General features: G+C 71.5%; 18 protein-coding genes, 1 tRNA gene and 1 pseudogene. 8 read left to right on the top strand and 12 right to left on the bottom strand.

Features of this window, described 5'->3' with window-relative positions; all coding sequences use genetic code 11:
* Nucleotides 1-115: 115 nt before the first annotated feature.
* Entirely contained in the window at nucleotides 116-1393 is a 1278-nt protein-coding gene (locus ACLJOK_RS19645; RefSeq protein ID WP_410820201.1) for a VWA domain-containing protein, read from the top strand.
* Entirely contained in the window at nucleotides 1393-2175 is a 783-nt protein-coding gene (locus tag ACLJOK_RS19640; RefSeq protein ID WP_410820200.1) for a peptidase, read from the top strand. The genes ACLJOK_RS19645 and ACLJOK_RS19640 overlap by 1 nt, the downstream gene beginning before the upstream one ends.
* 46 nt (nucleotides 2176-2221) lie before the next feature.
* Here the strand turns inward: ACLJOK_RS19640 and ACLJOK_RS19635 are convergent, their stop codons facing one another.
* Nucleotides 2222-2491: a hypothetical protein gene (locus ACLJOK_RS19635; RefSeq protein ID WP_410820199.1), complete on the bottom strand. Its 270-nt coding sequence runs from the start codon at nucleotides 2489-2491 to the stop codon at nucleotides 2222-2224.
* A 198-nt stretch (nucleotides 2492-2689) separates the two neighbouring features.
* Between ACLJOK_RS19635 and ACLJOK_RS19630 the strand changes: the two genes are divergently transcribed.
* Nucleotides 2690-3346 (top strand): 4'-phosphopantetheinyl transferase family protein, encoded by a 657-nt coding sequence (locus ACLJOK_RS19630; protein ID WP_410820198.1) that lies wholly within the window; start codon nucleotides 2690-2692, stop codon nucleotides 3344-3346.
* Nucleotides 3347-3548: 202 nt separating this feature from the next.
* On the top strand, nucleotides 3549-4319 hold the full coding sequence (locus ACLJOK_RS19625; protein ID WP_410820197.1) for a DUF4352 domain-containing protein: 771 nt from the start codon (nucleotides 3549-3551) through the stop codon (nucleotides 4317-4319).
* A 72-nt stretch (nucleotides 4320-4391) separates the two neighbouring features.
* On the opposite strand, the gene ACLJOK_RS19620 is transcribed toward ACLJOK_RS19625, so the two are convergent.
* Entirely contained in the window at nucleotides 4392-5477 is a 1086-nt protein-coding gene (locus tag ACLJOK_RS19620; protein ID WP_410820196.1) for a Gfo/Idh/MocA family protein, read from the bottom strand.
* Nucleotides 5478-5536: 59 nt separating this feature from the next.
* Between ACLJOK_RS19620 and ACLJOK_RS19615 the strand changes: the two genes are divergently transcribed.
* On the top strand, nucleotides 5537-6271 hold the full coding sequence (locus ACLJOK_RS19615; RefSeq protein WP_410820195.1) for a hypothetical protein: 735 nt from the start codon (nucleotides 5537-5539) through the stop codon (nucleotides 6269-6271).
* 107 nt (nucleotides 6272-6378) lie between these two features.
* Here the strand turns inward: ACLJOK_RS19615 and ACLJOK_RS19610 are convergent, their stop codons facing one another.
* From ACLJOK_RS19610 to ACLJOK_RS19580, 7 genes are all read right to left on the bottom strand, one after another.
* Nucleotides 6379-9594, bottom strand: coding sequence for an RHS repeat-associated core domain-containing protein (locus ACLJOK_RS19610; protein WP_410820194.1), 3216 nt, complete (start codon nucleotides 9592-9594; stop codon nucleotides 6379-6381).
* Nucleotides 9595-9983: 389 nt separating this feature from the next.
* Nucleotides 9984-10057, bottom strand: a tRNA-Ala gene (locus ACLJOK_RS19605).
* A 264-nt stretch (nucleotides 10058-10321) separates the two neighbouring features.
* Nucleotides 10322-11104 (bottom strand): hypothetical protein, encoded by a 783-nt coding sequence (locus ACLJOK_RS19600; protein ID WP_410820193.1) that lies wholly within the window; start codon nucleotides 11102-11104, stop codon nucleotides 10322-10324.
* 200 nt (nucleotides 11105-11304) lie between these two features.
* The gene (locus ACLJOK_RS19595; RefSeq protein WP_410821539.1) at nucleotides 11305-11916 is read right to left on the bottom strand and encodes a GNAT family N-acetyltransferase; all 612 of its coding nucleotides are present in this window, start codon (nucleotides 11914-11916) and stop codon (nucleotides 11305-11307) included.
* A 150-nt stretch (nucleotides 11917-12066) separates the two neighbouring features.
* Nucleotides 12067-13380, bottom strand: a complete 1314-nt coding sequence (glp, locus tag ACLJOK_RS19590; RefSeq protein ID WP_091394702.1) for a gephyrin-like molybdotransferase Glp — start codon at nucleotides 13378-13380, stop codon at nucleotides 12067-12069.
* Nucleotides 13377-14339 (bottom strand): UTP--glucose-1-phosphate uridylyltransferase, encoded by a 963-nt coding sequence (locus ACLJOK_RS19585; protein WP_238680432.1) that lies wholly within the window; start codon nucleotides 14337-14339, stop codon nucleotides 13377-13379. The genes glp and ACLJOK_RS19585 overlap by 4 nt, the downstream gene beginning before the upstream one ends.
* 9 nt (nucleotides 14340-14348) lie before the next feature.
* A complete protein-coding gene (locus tag ACLJOK_RS19580; protein ID WP_410820192.1) occupies nucleotides 14349-16715 on the bottom strand; it encodes a diguanylate cyclase in 2367 nt (788 codons plus the stop codon).
* Nucleotides 16716-16800: 85 nt separating this feature from the next.
* Here ACLJOK_RS19580 and ACLJOK_RS19575 point away from each other — a divergent pair, with 85 nt between their 5' ends.
* Together ACLJOK_RS19575 and ACLJOK_RS19570 are read left to right on the top strand one after the other, a co-directional pair.
* Entirely contained in the window at nucleotides 16801-17478 is a 678-nt protein-coding gene (locus ACLJOK_RS19575) for a 5-formyltetrahydrofolate cyclo-ligase (RefSeq protein WP_410820191.1), read from the top strand.
* Nucleotides 17475-17681, top strand: a pseudogene (locus tag ACLJOK_RS19570) (FmdB family zinc ribbon protein); the annotation flags it as partial. The gene ACLJOK_RS19575 and the pseudogene ACLJOK_RS19570, both read left to right, overlap by 4 nt.
* 14 nt (nucleotides 17682-17695) lie before the next feature.
* Here the strand turns inward: ACLJOK_RS19570 and ACLJOK_RS19565 are convergent.
* Together ACLJOK_RS19565 and ACLJOK_RS19560 are read right to left on the bottom strand one after the other, a co-directional pair.
* A complete protein-coding gene (locus tag ACLJOK_RS19565; protein ID WP_410821616.1) occupies nucleotides 17696-17929 on the bottom strand; it encodes a hypothetical protein in 234 nt (77 codons plus the stop codon).
* Between the two features lie 645 nt (nucleotides 17930-18574).
* A complete protein-coding gene (locus ACLJOK_RS19560) occupies nucleotides 18575-18757 on the bottom strand; it encodes a hypothetical protein (protein ID WP_238680428.1) in 183 nt (60 codons plus the stop codon).
* Nucleotides 18758-18900: 143 nt separating this feature from the next.
* On the opposite strand from ACLJOK_RS19560, the gene ACLJOK_RS19555 reads away from it, so the two are divergent.
* A complete protein-coding gene (locus tag ACLJOK_RS19555; protein ID WP_410820190.1) occupies nucleotides 18901-19272 on the top strand; it encodes a hypothetical protein in 372 nt (123 codons plus the stop codon).
* Nucleotides 19273-19306: 34 nt separating this feature from the next.
* Here ACLJOK_RS19555 and ACLJOK_RS19550 read toward each other — a convergent pair whose 3' ends face one another.
* Nucleotides 19307-19789, bottom strand: coding sequence for a hypothetical protein (locus ACLJOK_RS19550; protein WP_410821538.1), 483 nt, complete (start codon nucleotides 19787-19789; stop codon nucleotides 19307-19309).
* Nucleotides 19790-19952 lie beyond the last annotated feature (163 nt).

Here is a 19952-nt window from a genome sequence, read left to right as displayed (position 1 = left end):
GACCCTGAGCGCGGGCGCGGCCGGTCAGAGGCGGTCCCCGACCCGGCTGGAGCCGCGGTTTCGGACCCCTCCACCCAAACGATCATCCAAAGTGGATCTCACTACACTGCGGATCGTGATCAACTTCAGACGATCGACGGCGGTCCTTCTCGGACTGCTGGCGACCACCGCGCTGACCGGGCCGGCGCAGGCCGACGAGGAGCCGGCGCCCGAGCCGCCCCGGGTCGAGCTGGTGCTCGACGTCAGCGGGTCGATGCGCGCCGCCGACATCGACGGACGCACCCGGATCGCGGTCGCCCAGCAGGCCTTCAACGAGGTCGTGGACGCGCTGCCCGAGGAGACACAGCTCGGCATCCGGGTGCTCGGCGCGACCTACCGCGGCAAGGACAAGAAGGTCGGCTGCCAGGACACCCAGCAGATCGTCCCGGTCGGCCCGGTGGACCGGTCCGCCGCCAAGGCGGCGGTGGCGACACTTCGGCCGACCGGGTTCACTCCGGTCGGGCTGGCGCTGCGCTCCGCCGCGCAGGACCTGGGCACCGGGGCCACCACCCGGCGAATCGTGCTGATCACCGACGGCGAGGACACCTGCGCTCCGCCGGACCCGTGCGAGGTGGCCCGGGAACTGGCCGCCCAGGGCACCAGCCTGGTCGTCGACACCCTCGGCCTGGCACCCGACGAGAAGGTTCGCCGGCAACTGCTCTGCATCGCCAGCGCGACCGGCGGGACCTACACCGCCGCGGAGAGCGCCGAGGAGCTGACCGACCGGATCAAACAGCTCGTCGAGCGGGCCGCCGACACGCACACCCGGGCCCCGACCGTTGTCGGCGGCACCAACGCGTGCGACTCGGCGCCACTGCTCGCCCCCGGCGTCTACGCCGACCGGGAGGCGTTCTCCGAGCATCGCTACTACCGGGTGCCGATCCGCCCCGGGCAGGAGCTGCGGGCCTCGGTGAGCATGGCGTTGGACCGGGCCGTCAACCGGGACTACGGGGTGCTGCTGCGGGCCACCGCGGCCGACGGCCGGGAACTCGTCCGGGGCGCCGATGCCGGCAGCGGACGAGCCGACGTGCTCTCCGCCGGGCTGCGCTGGTCGGCCGCCGCTGACGACGAGGATGCCGCCGAGACCGAGGAGAGCGCGGCGCCGGTCATCGAACCCACGACCGTCTGCCTGGTGGTCAGCAACTCGTTCGCCCCGCGTCCCGGCACCGCGGCCACCCCGGGCATGCCCGTGGAGTTGACCATCGACGTGGTCGCCGCCGCACCCGCACCGGACGGACCGGACCTCGGCCGGGGCTGGGTGCTGCTCGCCCTGCTCACCATCGCCGGGCTGATCACCGGTCTGCTCGCCGGTCTGCTCACCCGCTGGTGGGTCGCCACCTGGAGGGAGAACTGATGCGTACCGCACTCTTCCGGTCGATGGCGGCGCTGCTCGCCGCCGGCGGGGCCGCTCTGCTCCCCGCTGCGGCCGTCGCCGCACCGACCCCCTCCCCGGGCGCCACGCCGGTGAACCGTGCCGGCACGTCGTTCCTCACCGCCACCCCGATCACCGCCGGACAACCGGTACGCGTGGACGCGTCGATCGGCGACCACCTCTACTGGTCGTTCCCGGCGACGGCCGGCCAGGTGCACGAGATCAACGCCACCGTCACCTTCCCGAAGGGGCGCAGTGGCGCCTCGACGTGGACGGTGGACGTTTTCGACGGGCTGCGCCGACGCCAGGCGTGCACGGCGGGAGCCCAGACCCCGACAGTGGACGCGAAGGCGTCGAACGTGGTGCTGGGCTGCACGCTGCGCGAGGTGCGGCCGTGGGCGGAGCCCTGGTCGGCCGACCCACTGCCCGGCACGTACGTCGTCCGACTCTCCGTGATCGAGCTGCCCGAGCCGGATCTGGGTGCGCCGATCGACGTCGACCTGCTGGTCGGCACCGTCGCCGACCGCGGCGCCTCGGCTGACGACGGCGAGTTGGCCGCCCCGCTGGTGCCGAACACCAAGGCCGGCACGGTGCTCAACGCCGTACCCCCGGTGGACGCGGAGGCCGACGACGAGAGCGGCTCGCTGACGGGCTGGTTGCCGGATCTGGGCTCGCGCTGGGTCTGGACCGGCATCGGCGGCGCGCTCGCCGCGGTGGCTGGCGTCTTCGGCTTCGCGGTGACCCGGCGGCCTCGACGTCGCTGAGATGCCCCCTCTGGTGGCCCCGCCCAGTGGCGGGGCCACCAGAGGCTCAGCTACGCCGGGTGCCGCGCGGCATCCAGCCGATGAACCGGTCCTGGAGCGACATCACCGGGGCGGCGCGCAGGTCCTCGGTGGCGGCGGCGAGGCAGGAGCCCAGATAGACGCTGAGCATGGCGCGGTCACCTCCGTACTCCGCCAGCAGCCGGGTGCGCTTCGTCGCGCACGGCCACTCGTCACCGCAGGAGCCGCAGCTCCAGCAGGGGGTCTTCGGGGCGTGTTCGTCAGCCCGCACCCCCGGCCGATCCAGGCCATCGGTCATCGCACGTCCTTCCAGATGTCCACGGGACTGGCGGCTGCCGTGCCGGCCAGCATTGATGGTGGTCCCCCCGGAGCCATCAGGGAGGGCGCTGCGCGTCCCTCCGGTGTTACATCTTTGCGGTACCTTCGGCAGTCGTGGGAGTCGGAAATTTGACGGTTAACTCGATGCGTCATTCCTACCGACCAGTAGGTCAGCGGAATGCGTGACCTGCTGCCATCAACGGTCGCCGTCGCCGTCGCCGGGCCCGCGGACTATACGGGCGAGTTACTCCCCGCTGAGCAGGCATGTCTCGGCGAACGAGCGGTGCAGACCCGTCGGCGGGACTTTGCCGCGGGGAGGATTTGCGCCCGCAGGGCATTGCGGGAACTCGGCCTGCCGGAGACCGCCGTGCCGGCCGCCGCCGACCGCGCGCCGGTCTGGCCGGCCGGGGTGGTCGGCAGCATCACCCACACCGCCGGCTACTGCGCCGCCGCGGCGGCGCACACCACCGACATCCGGTCCGTCGGGATGGATGCCGAGCAGCACCGCGAGGTCAATCCGGGAGTACGCAGACTCGTGCTGCTGCCCGAGGAGGAGGCCATCTGCGCACGGTTGCCCACCGGCACCTGCTGGCCGGTCGTGCTGTTCAGTGCGAAGGAGACCGTCTACAAGGTGTGGTACCCGATCGTCCGTGGCTGGTTGGACTTTCACGACGCCCGACTCGACATCGATCCGGATGCCGGCACGTTCACCGCCCGGATCGCACCGGCCCGGGTCGACGCGGCGGGGGTCGACGACCCGCCGGCATCGATCAGCGGCCGATTTGTGATCACCGACGGGCTGGTCCGCACCGCCGCCGCGCTTCCGGCACGTTGACCTCCCCTGGTTACTCATAGCCATGAATGGAATACCGATCCACATTGGCGTTCGGTGACCGTGTGAACACCGTCCACGCTGGCCAGAGGGGATTCGCACCCTCGTGGTGGGAAGCACTCTGCCGTGGCGGCTGGACGTTCCGCCACCCACGGTAACGTCGAAGAGTTCCCGCACCGCACGTACCGAAGCGTCAAGGAGTACGGTGACCCACCCCCAGCCCCCCGTCAGGCCGCACGACCCCCGACAGCCGAACCGGCAGCCGCCGACCCGCTCGTTCGCGGCGACACCGCAGCCGCCGTTCTCGGGGGCTGCGTACCCGGAGGCCAGCGGGTACGCGGACGCTGGCGGCGGATATCGGGCGCCCGGTGGCGCCGGCTACCCGATCATCGCACCACCGCCGGTGCAGACCGAGCGCGCCAAGAGGTCAGTCGTGGTCGTCGCGGTCACCGCGGCCGTACTCACCCTGCTCTTCTGCGCCGGTGGCATCGTGGCGGTCGTCATCGGCACCAAAGGCACCTCGACCACTGTGAGCGAGGCGCGGGCCACACCGCCGACGCCAGAGTCGACGGGCGGCGACACCCGTGGCATGTCGCCGGGCGACACGCTGGTCGTCAACAGCGAGGCCGGCACCGTCGAGATCACCGTGACGAAGTTCAGCAGCGCCACCAAACCCTGCAAGTCCCACGGACTGAAGCCCGGCGAGGGCATGTACGTGATCGCCGACGTGACGGTGGCCGTCACCAAGGGCACCGCGTCGACGAACCCGCTCTACTTTCAGTGGGTCTCCGCCGACGGCAGCAAGACCACAGCGATCGGTGGGGCCTTCTCCGGCTGCGGCAAACCGATGCCGGCCGTCGACGACCTGACCGCCGGCACCAGACGCACCGGCAGCGTGGTGTTCGACGTGCACGACACCTCGGGCGCCTTGGAGTACCAGGACCATTTCCAGACCGCCGGTTCCTGGAAGCCGTGAACGTACGGGAGGCGGGCTGGCCCGGATGGGCCCGCCCCGCCTCCGGCGTCGTCAGTAGGCGTAGCGGGCGAGCTACCGCCCCCACGCCTCGGTGGCGGTGACGACCGGCCGGCCGGTGCGTACCGATTCTTCGACGGCGAGGCTGATCAGGTGGTCCTGGCAGGCCTCGGCGAGCGAATACGGCGCAGGACCCTCCTCCCGCGCCCACGCCCCGGCGCGATCGACGATGTCGGCCACCGCGATGTCGTCGTCAGACATCCCACTGCCGACGAACGGGTTGCGGTAGACCACGTCGCCGTCGAAGCTGATGTGCTTCAGGTCGAGCCCCTCCAGGTTGAGGTCGAGACCCGTCTGGCGTCGCACGAGCGATGACTCCACCGGCGTGGTCGGGTCGACCAGGCGGACCACCAGGTCGTCCACCAGCTCACCGCGCGAGCCCCGGACCACCAAACGACGGGTACGCAGCGGGTTCCACCACTGGTTGTCGGTGAAGTCGTACAACCCCATCCGCCCGCCGAAGTCGATCGTCGCGAGGGTGGTGGTGAGCTGCTGCGGGGTGTCGTCGCCGCTCCAGCCGGCCGGCGAGAGCGGGTTGGCCAGCGGCGCGACGAAGGCGCGCGCGCTCACCTCGGCGCTCTCGTGACCGACGCCGAGCAGACCCCGGATCAGTGAGACCGCGTGGTACAGGTGGGTCGAGGAGATCTGCACCGAGGTCGGCTCACCGAGCACACCGGCGCTGACCAACGCCAGACGCGCAGCATGCCCGGGCATCAGCAGGTACTGCTCGGCGACCTGCACCAGGCCGCTGCCCCCGACGTCGGTCCAGAGCGAGCGCAGACCCGCCAGGTCGGGGGCGGGCGGCGTCTCGGCGAGCACCGGTACGCCGGCCGCCACCAACTCCCGGGTCACCTCGGGCGTCACCGGCCACGGCACCGACACGATGACGAAGTCCGGCCGCTCGTGGGCGAGCAACTCCGCCGTCGTGCGGAAGGTCGGCACGCCCCAGTCGGCCGCCACGGCAGCTCCCCGCGACTCGGTACGCGTCACCACCCCGGTCACCCGGAACCGCTCGGGGAGCAGCCGGGCCAGGCGAAGGAAGAACTCACCTCGCCAACCGCTGCCGACGATGCCGAACCGGGTCTGGGCCACCGAAGTCATCTGGGCTCCTCACGTAGAGGTCCGGATGCTAACCGTTCTTCTTCGCTACGGTTGTGTCGATGAGCACCGACCCGTTGCGCGCTGTCCCCGTGCTGGTGCCCGACGCGGGACCGCGCCTGGACTACTACCTGGTCCTACCTCATCTCGGCGATCGTGACTCGGCCACCACTGTGGAGCGGATCGTGATCGAGGAGTTCGCCCGTCACCACGACTTCACCACGACAGGGCTGGACAGCGCTGGTTGGACGCCGGGGGTCGGCTGGTGCAGTTCCGCCGCGCTGAGCCGCGGCATGCGCACCGACCCCGAGATGCTGGTGCGGGTGGTATCCACCTCACGCCGCGAGGCCGAGAACGTCTACCGCGCGCTCGGTGGTGGGCAACTGCCGGACGAGTCGGTGCTGCGTACGCACTTTTTCGACCACCAACCGATCGCCAGCGCCCCGCCGCTGCGGCTCGGCCCCGCGCAGCCACCGGCCGGCTTCCACGAGCGGCGGGTGTATCGCGTCCTCTTCGCCGGGGATCTCCGCGCCGAGCAGGTGGCGAGCCTCCGGACGGCCTGGCGGAAACCGGCGGGCGGCACGAGTACGGCCGCCGCGAGCGGCCGTCTCGAGATGGGTGGCGACCAGATCACCTGGGACCTGCGGCGGGTCGGCGGCAGCCTCGCCTGGGGTCTCGACCTGACCGCGCTGTTGAGCACCGAGGCCGCCGACGCGGTGGGCTCGACCCTGACCGACCTGACCAACGTCCTGCGCGAGCACGGTCTGATACCGGTGACGACCGAACGCTTCTCCTAACGCTGAAGAGGGCGGTGAGAATCCACCGCCCTCTTCAGGATCCATCAATTACCTCGGTGCCGCCAAGTACTCCCGAGCCGCCCTTCCACGACGGACAGCAGCAGCGATCAACAGTCGTCTTCGATATCTGATGCCTGGGCAATGGCCCCAATACCGGACAGATAAGCGATGGCCGCCGCGACGCTTGTCCCGGCGGTCGGAACGGCTGTCACGACAGCGGCCACCGTCAGTCCGGCTGCGGCGACCGCCATGAGCACCGTGCTCTCACAGGACAGGCCGGTGGGATCGACGTTGTTGACCGGATTGTCGGCGGCGTAGGCGTAGCGGTTGCCCTCGTTCACGTCCCCCAGGAGTTCAACGGCGTCCTGCTGGGTGAAGCGCCCGGTGTTCGGGTCGTACCAGCGGCGACCGAACTTGGTCAGGTCGTCGTGACGGGTGCCGCTGGCGAAACCGATGGCGTTGTCGATGATCTCGTTGTTGCTGCCGACCGTCTTGACCACCTTGCCGTACGGGTCGTAGGTGTAGGAGCCGGACAGCGACCCGTCGTACTTGATCAGGGCGACCACCGAACCCAGCCCGTCGAACACGTAGAAGTAGTGGTGGAAGGTGCTCCCGGTCTTGCCCCGGAAGCCGAGCGGCGTGCCGAGCTGGTCGCGCTCGATGTAGTGCCGGCCGTAGGTGCCCGGCACCGTGTAGCTCTGCACCACGCTCTGACCGTTCTGGTCGTTGCGGCCGAAGAAGTACTCGTACTCGAACCGGGGCGTGCCCTTCCAGCCCAGCTCGATCTGGTCGGCCCCGTTGTACGCCCAACCCAGCTCCGCACCCCCGGCGGTGAAGCCGCGCATCAGCTGACCGGCGGAGTTGTACTCGAAGTCGCGCAGCGCCGAACCGCCAACCTGGTTACCGGCACCGTCGTACTGGTAGCCCGAACTGGTGATCTGGTTGCCCGGGTTGTACGTCAGCGTCTGCCTGGTGACTCCGTTCACCTTCTCCGAGGTGCGGTTGCCGTTGCTGTCGTACGTGTAGTCGTAGGTCTTGCCGTCGATGTCGGTGGCCTTGGTGAGCCGGTTGCCCTTGTCGTAGCTGTAGAGGCTGACCGCGCCGCCGCGGTGGTGGTCGGTCTGCCACTGCCGCAGGCCGGTGTCGTCGGCCTTGGTCGTCGAGCAGGCGGCGGTGCCGACCCGCTTGGCGTAGCAGTAGGACACGTCGAAGACGGTGCTGGCCGTGCCGCCCTGCCACCGCTTGCTGGTCGTTCGGCTGATCCGGCCGGACTGGTCGAGGGTGTTGACGGTCTCGGCCACCTTGACCGAGGAGACGGCCAACGTGGTGGAGGTGCGCCGACCCTCGTCGTCGTAGCCGAAGGTGTAGGTGCCGTTGGCGGCGACCAGCTTGGTGAGCAGGTTGCGGGCGTTGTAGGTGTAGAAGGAGCTGCCCCGCTCGTCCTGCTGCTCGATGAGGTTGCCGACCGGGTCGTAGACGTACCACAGCCCGCCCACGCTGCCGGTCCGCCGGCCGGTGAGCCGGTTCAGCCGGTCGTAGAAGAAGTTCTGGTACGCGTTGCCGTCGATGCGGGCGTAGACGTTGCCGCCGCCGTCGTACTCGTAGGCGACATCGGGGATGTCCGGGTACTTGATCCGGGTGACCCGGTCGTCCAGGTCGTACTCGTACTCCTGGGTCCGTCCGGTGCCGTCGGTCGTCGTGCGTACCCGGCCGAACTCGTCGTAGGTGAACTGACGGGTGCCGAGCGTCGTCCCCGTCGGTGGGGTGATCGAGGTCAGCTGCTTGTTGGCGTCGTACTGGTAGGTGGTCCTGTTCGTGCCGTTGCCGGGGTCGGTCGACGAGGCGATCGTGCCGTCGGTGTTGTACTCGACCTTCGCCTCGGCGGCAAGGGCGTCCGTCGCCGACAACCGGTTACCCGCCCCGTTGTAGGTGTAGAGGCTGGCGTTCCCCTGGGTGTCCGCGCCGGACGACGGCTGGAAGTTCGCCGTCGGGTTGGTCGGTGTCGCCACGTTCGCATAGGCGAGGGAGGACTTCGCGCCGGTCGGCGCGACGACCAGGGTCGGCGACTGCCCACCGTTCGCCTCGTACGAGATGCTGGTGACGCCGCCGGTGCCGCTCTGCGTCGACGCCACGTCGAGGCTGGGCGTGTAGGAGATGCTGCGGGCCTTGCCGTCGGGGTCGACCAGGCCGGTCACCCGCTTGTCGGCGTTGACCGTGTACGTGCTGCGCGGCACCGAGGTGACCGGCTGCGACTGGTTGGTGTTGGCGTCGGCGACGAGCGTCTGGGTGGCCGACGGGTACGCCCACCGGGTGGTGGCGCCCACCGACGGGTTCTGCGGCTGGAAGGCCCGGGTCAACGAGGTCACCCGGTGCGCCGCGTCATAGGTGATCGTGGTGGCGTTCCCGAGATTGGAACCCTGGATGCCGCCCGAGATCTTGGTGACTCGGCGGGACGAGTCGTATTCGAACCGGGTGTCCGTTCCGGTGGCGGAGCGGATCTGAGTCAGGTTGCCGTTGCTGGCGTAGCTGTACTTGACGCTGCGGTACTGCCCACCGGCGACGGTCTGCTCGATCGCCGAGAGGTAGCCGTTCGAGCCGTAGAGCACCTTCGCGGTGCGGACGCCCGTGGCGCCTCGGTTGGAGGTCACAGTGGTCAACCGGCCGCTGCCGTCGTAGCTGTAGTCGGTCACGCCCTCGTTGCGGTCCTGGCTGCGGTCCAGTTGCCCGGCGGAGGTGAAGAAGAGCTTCCGGGCGCTGTCGTGCTCGACCAGCTTCCATCCGGAGCCGTCTGCGGAGAGCGTCGCCTTGAACTCCTTCGCGGCGGTGTAGCCGGAACCGCTCGGGGTGAACCGCCCGATGACGCCGTCCGACGCGACGTACGTGACCGAGTTGTCGTCCGCCTTGATCAGCCTGACGTCCACACCGGCCCGCGTACGCCAGCTGTAGCCGAGCGAGCCGGTCGGCACCTCGCTGCCTGTGAGAAGGCTGTTGTACGCCGAGCCCAGCACGAGGTTGTCCGCGATGCCCGGCAGGGCCAGGTCGGTGCTGCGGATGAGCAAGTTTCCCGAGCCGGTGTTGACCTGGGCGGTCAACCGGTCGGTCAGTTGGAACGTGCTGAACGTTCCGTTGCGGACCGGCCCGGTGCCGATCGGGACCGAGATCGGCCCGTCGAGCTGGCTGACCGGAGCGTTCGACGGTCCGAGCGCTCGCTGTTCTGGCGAGCCGGGCGACGCGGGCTGGGACGGCGAGGCCGAGGCGGGCTTCGCAGCCGCCTGCTGTGGCGCGGCGTGCGCCGGCACGACCACCACACCGGACGCGGACACCAGTAGGACACCCAGCGCGACTCCGGTGGCACGTCGTCGGCCACCCGCCCTTGGTAGGAACCTGAGCATGCAACTCCCCCTTGACGATCCTCGAGACAGGAACGGCTTCGCGAACGCACTGGTACGCGGCGCGGCCGTATGAGCTGCGGTGGTCGCCGCTGGTCAAGGACCCGCGCGCATGCCGTCGGCCGCAGTCCCCAACCGTCCGATCAGGACTGCGACGACCCGCCGCGAGATCGAGTAGAGCATCGATGATCGCCGTTTCCGGCAGAAAGGCTGTTCGGGACCGTTCGGGCCAGTACGGGCCCGTTCGGGACAGGTCGCCCCTGCCGCCACACAAGATCGAAAAAGGCCGCCTCCCACACGGGAGACGGCCTTTTTAGCTGGGGTGGAGCTGAGGGGATTTGAACCCCTGACCCCCTCGATGCGAACGAGGTGCGCTACCAGTCTGCGCCACAGCCCCCCGCCGGCGAACCGGCTTCGGTCCCACCCGGCTTACACCGGGCGGGCCGGCAGCAAGGTTAACAGGTCGCCGGCCCTCACCGCGAATCCGCCCCCCGCCCGGCGCTCCGGCCTACGCGAAGATCGACTCGGGTTCCTTGAAATCGGGGCATCCCGGACGCCGCGACCACCCGACTTTCAGGAACCCGAGTCGATCAAGCCAGCCGGGCGCGACCGGCCCAGGCCGGTAGCCGGCCGCGACCAGGGCACGGCCGGCGGGACCGGGTCAGGCGCCTCGGCCGGCCTCGTAGGGGCGGCCACGCAGGCCGCCCGACCGCCGGTACGAGACCGATCCGCCGTTGACCGCCGCCGGCAGGTCGCCCGGCCGGTCCAGGCCCATGGCGGCTCGGCGTACCCCCTCGCGCTGGGCGGCCAGGCGGCGCTGTGCCTCCCGGCGAGCCGCAGCCCGACGGGCCTGCTCCCGGCGCACCTCGGCCTGCCGGTCGGCCAACCAGGCAGCCTCCCGGGCTCGGGCGCGGCGGCGGCGACGCCCGGCGAGGGCCTGCCCCCGCAGGTGGACGACGTACAGGGACAGGAGCAGGAAGGTGACCCCGAAGCCGACCCAGAAGCCGGGGCTGACGAACAGCACGCCGATCAGCTCGACGACGTTGAGGAGCAGCAGGGCGGCGAGCACCCGGCGACGCCGGTACACGGCGGGGGTGTGCTGTCGGCGCGGTGGCGGGCGGCGACGGGACCGCTTGGACGCGGCGGGCACGGCGCGCAGCCGACCGGAGCGGCGGCCGGCCGGGGGCGCGGAGACCGGCGCGCTCAACGCGCCAGTAGTCGCATCTTCACTGAGGGTGACTATCAATGAGCGCGGAGGATGGACGGGTCGCCGTCCCGGCACAGTGCGGCGTCGCCGGCGGCGCTGGAGCACCCGCGCCGTCGACTGCGCCCGCTCCGCCACCAGCCGCTCGGTGGCGTCGTACCGGCGAACCAACGCCGGAGCCAGGGCGAGCAGGCCGGCGGCGGCGAGGACGGCGAGGAGCACCGAGGTCGGCACCCTCACCCCTCCCGTCACCGAATTCGAAGCAACCGCCGTCCGGCCGCAGGATCTTCCACCGATCGCGCCTGGGCGCGCGGATCGTCCGGCCGGGGAGCGCTTGCCGCAGCTTGCAGTTACTTGAGGTTACGGCGCGCCGACCGGGATGCCACCGCGCCGCGCCGATCCCGTCCGTGGGACGAGTGGGCGGATCTCGGGAAATCCTCCTACCGCGCGTTGGCGCGTACCCGGTGCCAGCGGGCCAGCAGCCCACCCTCGGCGGTGATTTCCTCACTCGTCATCGCGTATCCGATGTGGTCCCGCCACGCGCCGTCGATGTGCATGTAGCGCACGTGGTACGACTCCTCGCGGAAGCCCAACTTCTCCACCACCCGCCGGGACGGCCGGTTCTCCGGACGGATGTTCACCTCCACCCGGTGCAGCCCGCCCGGGCCGAACGCATGGTCCACGGCGAGCGCGAGCGCCGTCGGGATCACACCACGGCCGGCGACCCGCGCGTCCACCCAGTAGCCGACGTAGCCGGAGCAGAGCGCCCGCCGCACGATGCTGCCCACGTTGATGTGCCCAACCAGCCGGTCCCGGTCGGCCTCACGCAGGCAGACCGCGAACGGCATCCCCTCACCCTCGCGGGCCGAACGTCGCTGGTCACGGTGCACCCAACGGAACGCGGCCGGCGAGTTCATCTCGTCCCAACCGCCGGGCAGCGACGACTCCCAGGGCGCCAACCAGGCCCGGTTGGCCCGCCGCACCTCCGACCACGCCGCCGCGTCGGAGCGCCGGTAGGGCCGCAGCAGCACCGGGCCGTCGGCCAGCTCCATCGGCCAGCCCGGTGCCCGCGCGGGTCCGAAGAGACTCACCCGCACAGTCTCCCGCGCGGGACCGTGTCGCGCACAAGTGGCCCCACCGCGTTCACCGCACAGATCCGACGAGCGCCCGACGCGGGCCGCGAGCGGACCGGCCGGGACGCCTCACCGGCGGCGGTCCAGCAGCAGGACATCCACTGTGGAGCCGGCCGCGGCCGTGGTGACCCGCTCCCCGAGCACCAGCAACCCGTTGGCCTCGGCCAACCCGGAGAGGGTGAACGGCCCGCCGCTGAGCGGCTGGACCGTGTACCCGCCGCCGCGCCGCTCGGCGACGTGCGCCGGCCGGAACTCGCGCAGGCCCGTCGGCGACGACACGGTCTCCAGCAGGTGTGCCCGCACACTGGGTCGGAACACCGGCTCGGCGCCGGCGAGCAGTTGGATGGCGGGGCGGGCCAGCACCTCGAAGCCGATCAACGCAGCGCCAGGGTCGCCGGGCAGACAGACCACCGGCACCTCCTCGGCGCCGACAGTGCCGAACCCGAGCGCGGTGCCGGGATAGAGCGCCACGTCGGTGAAGGTGACCGGCCCGGCGCGACCGCCCTCGCGGCGGGAGAGGATCCGGCGCACCATGTCCCCGGGGCCGGTGCCGGTGCCACCGGTGGTGATGATCAGATCGGCGCGCAGCGTCTGGTCCTCCAGCAGCCCGCGCAGCCCCTCCGGGTCGTCGTCGCAGATACCCACCCGGTACGCCAGTGCACCCACCTCGGCTGCGGCGGCGGTCAGCGCGTGCGAGTTCGCGTCCACCACCTGACCGGGCTGACTGCCCCGGCCCACGTCGACAAGTTCGTCGCCAGTGGCCACGATGACCACCCGTGGACTGGGCCGGACCACCACGTGCCCGATGCCGGTCGCCGCGAAGACGGCGACCAGGGCCGGGGACACGTAGGTGCCGGCCCGAGCGAGCAGGGTGCCGGCGGGCAGTTCCTCACCGGCTCGGCGTACCCCGTACCCCCGTTTGGGGGTACGGAAGATCTCCACCGCGGCCATGCCCTGGTCGGTCCACTCCACCGGGACCACGACGTCCGCGGCGACCGGCAGCGGCGCCCCGGCGGCCACAGAGAAACACGAGCCGGGGGTGAGCCGGACCGGCCGCCAGCTCGCGGCGCCGAGATCGCCGACCACGTTGAGCCGGATGGTGCGGCCACCGGGAGTGCCGGAGGGGGCCGGGACGTAGCTCGGCCCCCGACCCCCTCCGGAAATGTCCTCCCAGCGCGCGGCGTAGCCGTCCACGGCCGCCTGGTCGAAGGCCGGGAAGGCGTGCGGCGCGACGACGTCCTCGGCGAGGACGTTGCCGTGCGCCTGGGTGAGGTCGAGGTCGAGTGGCGGCAGCGCGCGCAACCTGCGCAGCACGCTGCCCAGGTAGTCGGCGAGCGGCGTCAACTCGTTCGCGGCCGCCTCGGCGTCGGCCGTCGCGGTCATGTACCAGATCCGCCTGCCGCGTCGGCCTTGACGAAGTCGGCCAGCCAGGACCGGAACTCGGCGCCCAGGTCGTCGCGCTCGGCGGCGATCTGCACCACAGTCTGGAGGTAGCCCAGCGGCATGCCGGTGTCGTAGCGGGTGCCCCGGTAGACGATCGCGTGCACAGGGATGCCCTCCGTACGCAGCAGTTCCATCGCGTCGGTCAGCTGGATCTCGCCGCCGCTGCCCGGCTTGGTCCGCCGGATCGCGTCGAAGATCTTGCCGGGCAACACGTAGCGGCCGAGCACCGCGAGGTTGCTCGGGGCGTCCTCGGGCTGCGGCTTCTCCACCATCCCGGTCACCTTGACGACCTCGCCGATGTCGGTCAGCTCCGACTCGGCCGGCTCGACCGAGGCGATCCCGTACCGCTTGGTCTCGGAGGGGTCGACCTCGAAAAAGGCGAGCACCACACCGCCGGTGCGGGCCTGCAACTCCAACATCGCCGGCAGCAGCGGCTCCGACGGCTTGACGAACTCGTCGCCGAGCAGCACCGCGAAGGGCTGGTCGCCGACGTGCGACTCGGCGTACCCGATGGCGTGGCCGAGCCCGAGCTGCTCGGGCTGCCGCACTGTGTAGATCTCGGCCAGCTCGCTGGGCCGACGCACGGCGGCCAACCGCTCGGAGTCGCCCTTCTCCTCCAACCTGGTCTCCAGGTCCGGGCGACGGTCGAAGTGGTCCACCATCGACGTCTTACCCCGACCGGTGATCAGCAACACGTCACCGATGCCAGCCTGCGTGGCCTCCTCGACGATGTACTGCAACACCGGCCGATCCACCACCGGCAGCAGCTCCTTGGGCACCGCCTTGGTGGCCGGCAGGAACCGGGTGGCCAGTCCGGCGGCCGGGATGACGGCCTTGACCGCCAGGGGACGGCCGTTTGCGGCGACCGTCGATGAGGGGTTCGCTGAGTGCTCCGACATGCCGCGAGACTATCGGCCACGGCTCTGCCGCGGCGGGTGTGGCCCAGAAGACGCGCCGCCACCCGGCCCCGGCCGGGCCGCGTCCGGGCCGGCCCGCGCCGCGCCCGTCGCGCTGTCCGCCGTGTCGTCGGCCGAATCCGGTCGGGCGTGCGCCGGGCCCGCCAGCGATGATTCCGGTACGCCCACCGCCGGGTCGGACCGGGCGGGCCCGCCCGGCTCCCGACTGGCCTGCACCGGCTGGCCGGCGCGCGGCAGCCCGTCGGGTGGGCTCACCGCACACGCGAGCACCGGTATCTCCCGGGTCGGCAGATCCGAGCGCACCTCGGCGACCCGGTACGTGTCGCGGCCCGCCGCCTTGGCCGCGTAGAGCGCGTCGTCGGCGGCCTCCAGCACCTCGCGCCCGGTGCTGCCGTGGTCAGGGAAAACGGCGATGCCCACCGACACGGTGACCAGGACCGGCCCGGCGTACGCCTCGACGGCGATGGGCGTGTCGCGCACCGCCGCGCCGAGCCGCTCAGCCACGATCGCCGCGCCCCGCGCATCGGTCTCCGGCAGCAGCAGCACGAACTCCTCACCACCCTGGCGGAAGGCCAGGTCGACCTCACGGATCTCCCCGCGCACCCGGCGGGCGAACTCGGCCAGCACGGTGTCCCCCGCTGCGTGCCCGTAGGTGTCGTTGACGTCCTTGAACCGGTCCAGGTCCAACGCGAGGACGCTGAGCATCCGCCCGAAGCGGCTGGCCCGTTCCACCTCCCGCCGGATCGACTCGCGCAGGTACCTGTAGTTCCACAGCCCGGTGAGCGGGTCGGTGAGGGAGAGCCGCTGCGCCTCCTCGTGCACCCGGACGTTGTCGACCGCCACGGCCGCGTGGCCGGCGAAGGTGCGCAGGGTGGCCAGGTCGTCGTCGTCGAACTCGTCGGCGCCCAGCCGGTCGTAGAGAGCCAGAACGCCGAGCGCGGCCGCCGCGCCCGCCTCGTCGACCGGCCCTGAGGGCCCGCCGAGGTTGGCTGTGGCACCGCCGGGCGGGGCGGCGAACGGAACCGCGACGTAGGTGCGGCAGCGTGGCTCACCCGTTGGCGCCTCGGTCGGCTCCGCCCTGCCCCGCTGCGGTTCCCCGGTAGCCGCGACCTCACCGACCACGCCGACGCCGACCGGCACCCGGAGCGTCTGCGACCCGTCGGCCGCCTCGGCCGGCCAGCGCCCGTCCAACCCCTCGGTGCACTGCGCGACGAGCACCCCGCCGGTCTCCACCAGCAGCACGGCGCCGGCACGGGCGCCGGTGGCCCCGATGGCACTGCGCAGGATCACCCGCAGGATGCGTTGCAGGTCGTGCGTGCTGGCCAGGGTGTCGCCGAGCACCGCGAGGTGCCCGCGCAGCTGATCCCGGTTGCTGGTCAACGCCGCGACGTAGGAGCCGGTCTCCCGGGTCATCCGATTGAAAGCGGCGGCCAACCGTCCCAACTCGTCGCGACTGCGTACCGGCACCCGGGCGGTCAGGTCGCCCTGGGCCACCCGGTCGACAGCACCGGCCAACTCCGCCAGCGGCCGGGTGGTCACCCGGGCCAGTCTCCAGGCGGTCAGCACGGCGAGCAGCCCGGCCAGCACGACCACCCCGACCAGCGTGGCGTGCAGCCCCGGTGGCCGTTCACTGGGCACGGAGAGCACCAGTGCCAGCGGCTGCGCGTCGGTGGGCCCGAGCCGGCGCACGTACCGGCCCTCGTTGGTCTCGGTGACCTGCTCGCCCCGGACGCCTACGGCGGCGGCCAGCACCGCGTCGCGGACGTTGCGGGACTCGGTCGTGTGGGTGACCTGCGCGGCGCTCGCCCCACTGTCGAGCAGGGTGACCGCCACCCCGGTCACCGCCGCCAGTCGGGCCACGAAGGCACTGTCGACCAGTTGCGCGGCGGTCACAGTGCCCAGCCGGGTGCCGGCCCGATCGTGCAGGTCGACCTGAGCGGCCAGCGCACGGACCGGGCCGGGCGGGCCTGGGTCCGAGCCTCCGTTCGAGCCCCCGTTCGAGCCCTCGGTCGAGCCGGCGCAGTCCTGCCACGGGGTCGACGGCGCACCGGGCGAGACGTAGGTGATCTGGCCGGCCACGTCGGTGATCAGCACCGCGGCGGCCAGACCCCGGCCGACCAGTTGCGCGGCGGCGACGGCCGGATCGGCGGTGAGCGCCACCGCGTCGGCGGTGGCGCGTAGCTGCTGGCAGAGCGCGTCGACCGAGGTCCGCACGGTGGACGCCGCCACCGCCAGACGCTCGGTGGAGCGGCTGCGGTCGACCGCCGCGACGGTGGAGGCGACGAAGAGCGCGCCGAGCAGGACCGGCCCGAGCACCACCACGAGGAAGGCTGCCGTCAACCGCCCGCGTAGCGTCACTCGGTCCCCCCGGAAGTTCCGCCTCCGTTGCTTGCGATGCTGACACAGAGCAACCGTGAGAGAGGCGTTGCGTCAGGAGTGTTGCGTGCCGGAATTTTCTGATGAAGCGGAAGTGACCCGAATGGCGAAGCGGGACACCCGTGTCGAACTGCTCGCTCGCCGCCGGTCGCTGCCCGCCGAGACCCGGGCAGCCGCCGCCGGGCGCGTGCAGGCCGAACTGATCGCCCTGGTACGCCGGCTGCGCCCACACCGGATGACGGCGTACGTGCCGGTCGGCTCCGAACCGGGCGGAGCCAACCTGCCCGAGGTACTGCGGGCGGCCCTGCCCGCGGACGCCGAGTTGCTGCTGCCGGTGCTCCTCGCCGACCTGGATCTGGACTGGGCGGCGTATACCGGGCCGGCTGCCTTGATCGCCGCGGGTCGGGGTATCCGAGAACCAGTCGGTGCCCGTCTCGGCGTGACCGCCGTGGCTCACGCGGAGCTGGTGGTCGTACCGGCTCTCGCGGTCGACCACCACGGTCGGCGGCTCGGGCGCGGTGGCGGCTCGTACGACCGCGCACTCGCCCGGGTACCCGAGGCAGCCCTGACTGTGGTGCCGCTGCACGACGGTGAGCTGGTCGAGGCGCTGCCGGCGGAGCCACACGACCGTCGGGTGCGCGCGGTCGTCACCCCCGCCGACGGGGTGCGTACGCTTGACGGCGGCCCGGATGCGGCGCACGGTGTCGCGCCCCACACGTCCGCTGGACGAACCCAGGCCGAATGACGCACCATTGGCACTCGAATACGTCGAGTGCCAACTGGCCGAGCCCAGATCCGGAGGAGAACGTGCCCACGTACCAGTACGCCTGCACCACGTGCGGTCACCAGCTCGAGGCGGTGCAGTCCTTCTCTGACGAGCCGCTGACCGAGTGCCCGGCGTGTCAGGGGCGGCTGCGCAAGGTCTTCAACTCGGTCGGCATCGTCTTCAAGGGTTCGGGCTTCTACCGCACCGACTCCCGGGCGTCCGCTTCCGAGACGACGGCCGGCGGCACGGCCACCAAGCCGGCGAAGTCCGAGTCGTCCTCCGGTGACAGCTCGTCCTCGTCCTCCTCGTCGTCCTCTTCGGGGTCCTCGTCCTCGTCCGGGTCCTCCTCGGGCTCGTCGTCCTCCTCGGGGTCGTCCTCCGGTTCGTCCTCAGGTGGATCGGGCGGCGGCAAGGCGGCGGCAAGCTCCACGTCCTGATCGCCGAAGGCCCGACCCCACCTCGGGTCGGGCCTCGATCAACTCGGGTTCCAGGAAGTCGGCCTGTCCCCGCCGCTCTGACCGCCCAGATTCTTCGATCGCGAGCCGATCGAGGCGGGTGCCGTAGCAGATGGCACCGACGGACGGGCGTTATCCACAGGCCGCGCGGTTGTCCACAGGCGTCGGCCAGAGGATCGGCCGAGGCGGTTGGAACTGCCTAGCCTGCCGTTCAGGGGTGCCACTGCGGCGCTCGGGGACGGGAGGCGGCAGAGGCGATGCTCGATCCGGATTCCGCGCGGGCGTTGCGCCCGCTGCGCCAGCTCACTCGGCCCGGCGGGCGCGCCCTGCTCCGGGCCGGTCTGGTCGCCGCGCTTCTCGGCCTGGCCGCCGCAGTCCTGCACACCCCGGCCGGATGCCCGCCGGCCGCCGTTCCCTCCGACGCACCCTCGATGCCAGACCGAACCCCGCCAGCACAGATTCCACCGCCGTCAGCGGGGGCCGGAACCCGAGGGCGCTGACCCGCTCACCGACGGGTACGACCACGACGGGGCAGGTTCCGCTGCGAGATCGTCCGGCCCCGGTCATCCCACTGTCGAATATCGGATCGACGTCGTGAGGCCCTGGCGCGCCGCCGGGGGTCAGTCCCAGTGCGGGGGGCGTTCCGCGAGCAGCCAGTCGTCGTTGCCGCCCGACCGCTCGCCCCAACCACTGTCGGTGTCGTCAGTGGTCTGCTCGGGCAGCACCACGAAGTCTTCGCTCAGGTCGACGGCGCGGTCGTCGTCGCCACGTGCGCCGTGCGTGCCGGGGTCCTCGGTGCTCACGAGCGGCAAGACTAGCGCAGCCGACGACGGTGGACCGGGCCATCGACGGCGGGCGCGTCGGCCAGAACCGACCGAACCGCCGACCGTGGGCGCGCCGGCCAGAAGCGACCGGGCCGCCGGTCGCGTTGGTAGCGTCGGACGGCGTGACGACCCCCAGCGGTGGCAGCACCCCGGACGACTACTGGCGACGGCCCGACACCGGTGGCGACTCGGTGGCGGACCAACCTCCCGCCGCGCCCGCGCCCGCACCACCGACCGGGCAGACCGGCCCAGCGTCGACGGGGCGCACTGCCAGCGGGTACTCCGGCCCGCCGCCGAGCGTGCCGCCGCCGGCGGGTTGGCGTCCACCCGTACATCTGCAGCCGGCGCCACCGCGACAGCTACCACCGCAGGACATGGCCAGCCTGGACGCGGCCGAGCAGCGTTCGCAGCGGGTCACCTACGGCTTCGGCGCGGCGGCAGGCGTGGTGCTGCTGGTCCTGCTCTGTCTGCTCTGCTCGCGAGTGATCTTCTGATGCCCACCCCCGGGCCACAGCAGGAAGCAGCAGCTCAGAGGGTGGTGCCCCAGACGGTCTCGGCGCCGGAGTGTCCGGTCAGGTAGACGTAGATCAGGGCGGCGATGGCAAGGCCCACTGTCGCTACCGCCAGCACCGGGATGACCAGCGCGGGCAGTTGCGGCACCCGGGGGTGCCCACTTGTCGCCACGAGCAGCAGGATGGCCACGATCCCGAGCGGCACCACGATGCGGAACAGGATGTCGCCGTAACGGGAGTGCTCGAAGATCTGATCGAGGATCGGCCCCTGGAACCCCCGGGCCACCAGCGCGTCGGTGAGTGCCTCACCCGACTTGACCGCGACGTAGGCGGTCACCGGCGCGGCCACGGCGAGGAGGCCCAGGGCCCAGTCCAGCCGGTGCCGCCACCGCGGCAGCCCCACGTACGCGATGGCCAGCACCGCCAGCAGCGGTACGAACACGACGACCGCGTGGATTACCAGGACGTGCACCGGTAGACCCAGGATCTCCTCGAACATCGAACCCTCCAGGTGGATCATGGTCAGGGGTGGTCAGCCTATGGTCCGCCGATCGTCCCCAGGCTCTCGACCGGTGACACGCGCGCCGCGTCGATCGGGTTCATCCGCTGGGCCGTACTCCCGATCTTGCCTGGCTGTGTCGGTGGCCACCCGGAGCGGGCGA

Source organism: Micromonospora sp. 050-3 (assembly GCF_046549335.1).
GTDB lineage: Bacteria > Actinomycetota > Actinomycetes > Mycobacteriales > Micromonosporaceae > Micromonospora > Micromonospora trifolii.
This window is presented reverse-complemented; position numbering and strand designations above follow the sequence as displayed.

Excerpts from the sequence above, each read along its gene's own strand:
- ACLJOK_RS19640 (WP_410820200.1), top strand. The coding sequence starts at position 1,393 with ATGCGTACCGCACTCTTCCGGTCGATGGCGGCGCTGCTCGCCGCCGGC.
- ACLJOK_RS19615 (WP_410820195.1), top strand. The coding sequence starts at position 5,537 with ATGAGCACCGACCCGTTGCGCGCTGTCCCCGTGCTGGTGCCCGACGCG.
- ACLJOK_RS19630 (WP_410820198.1), top strand. The coding sequence starts at position 2,690 with ATGCGTGACCTGCTGCCATCAACGGTCGCCGTCGCCGTCGCCGGGCCC.
- ACLJOK_RS19620 (WP_410820196.1), bottom strand. The coding sequence starts at position 5,477 with ATGACTTCGGTGGCCCAGACCCGGTTCGGCATCGTCGGCAGCGGTTGG.
- ACLJOK_RS19595 (WP_410821539.1), bottom strand. The coding sequence starts at position 11,916 with ATGGAGCTGGCCGACGGCCCGGTGCTGCTGCGGCCCTACCGGCGCTCC.
- ACLJOK_RS19635 (WP_410820199.1), bottom strand. The coding sequence starts at position 2,491 with ATGACCGATGGCCTGGATCGGCCGGGGGTGCGGGCTGACGAACACGCC.
- ACLJOK_RS19585 (WP_238680432.1), bottom strand. The coding sequence starts at position 14,339 with ATGTCGGAGCACTCAGCGAACCCCTCATCGACGGTCGCCGCAAACGGC.
- glp (WP_091394702.1), bottom strand. The coding sequence starts at position 13,380 with ATGACCGCGACGGCCGACGCCGAGGCGGCCGCGAACGAGTTGACGCCG.
- ACLJOK_RS19550 (WP_410821538.1), bottom strand. The coding sequence starts at position 19,789 with ATGTTCGAGGAGATCCTGGGTCTACCGGTGCACGTCCTGGTAATCCAC.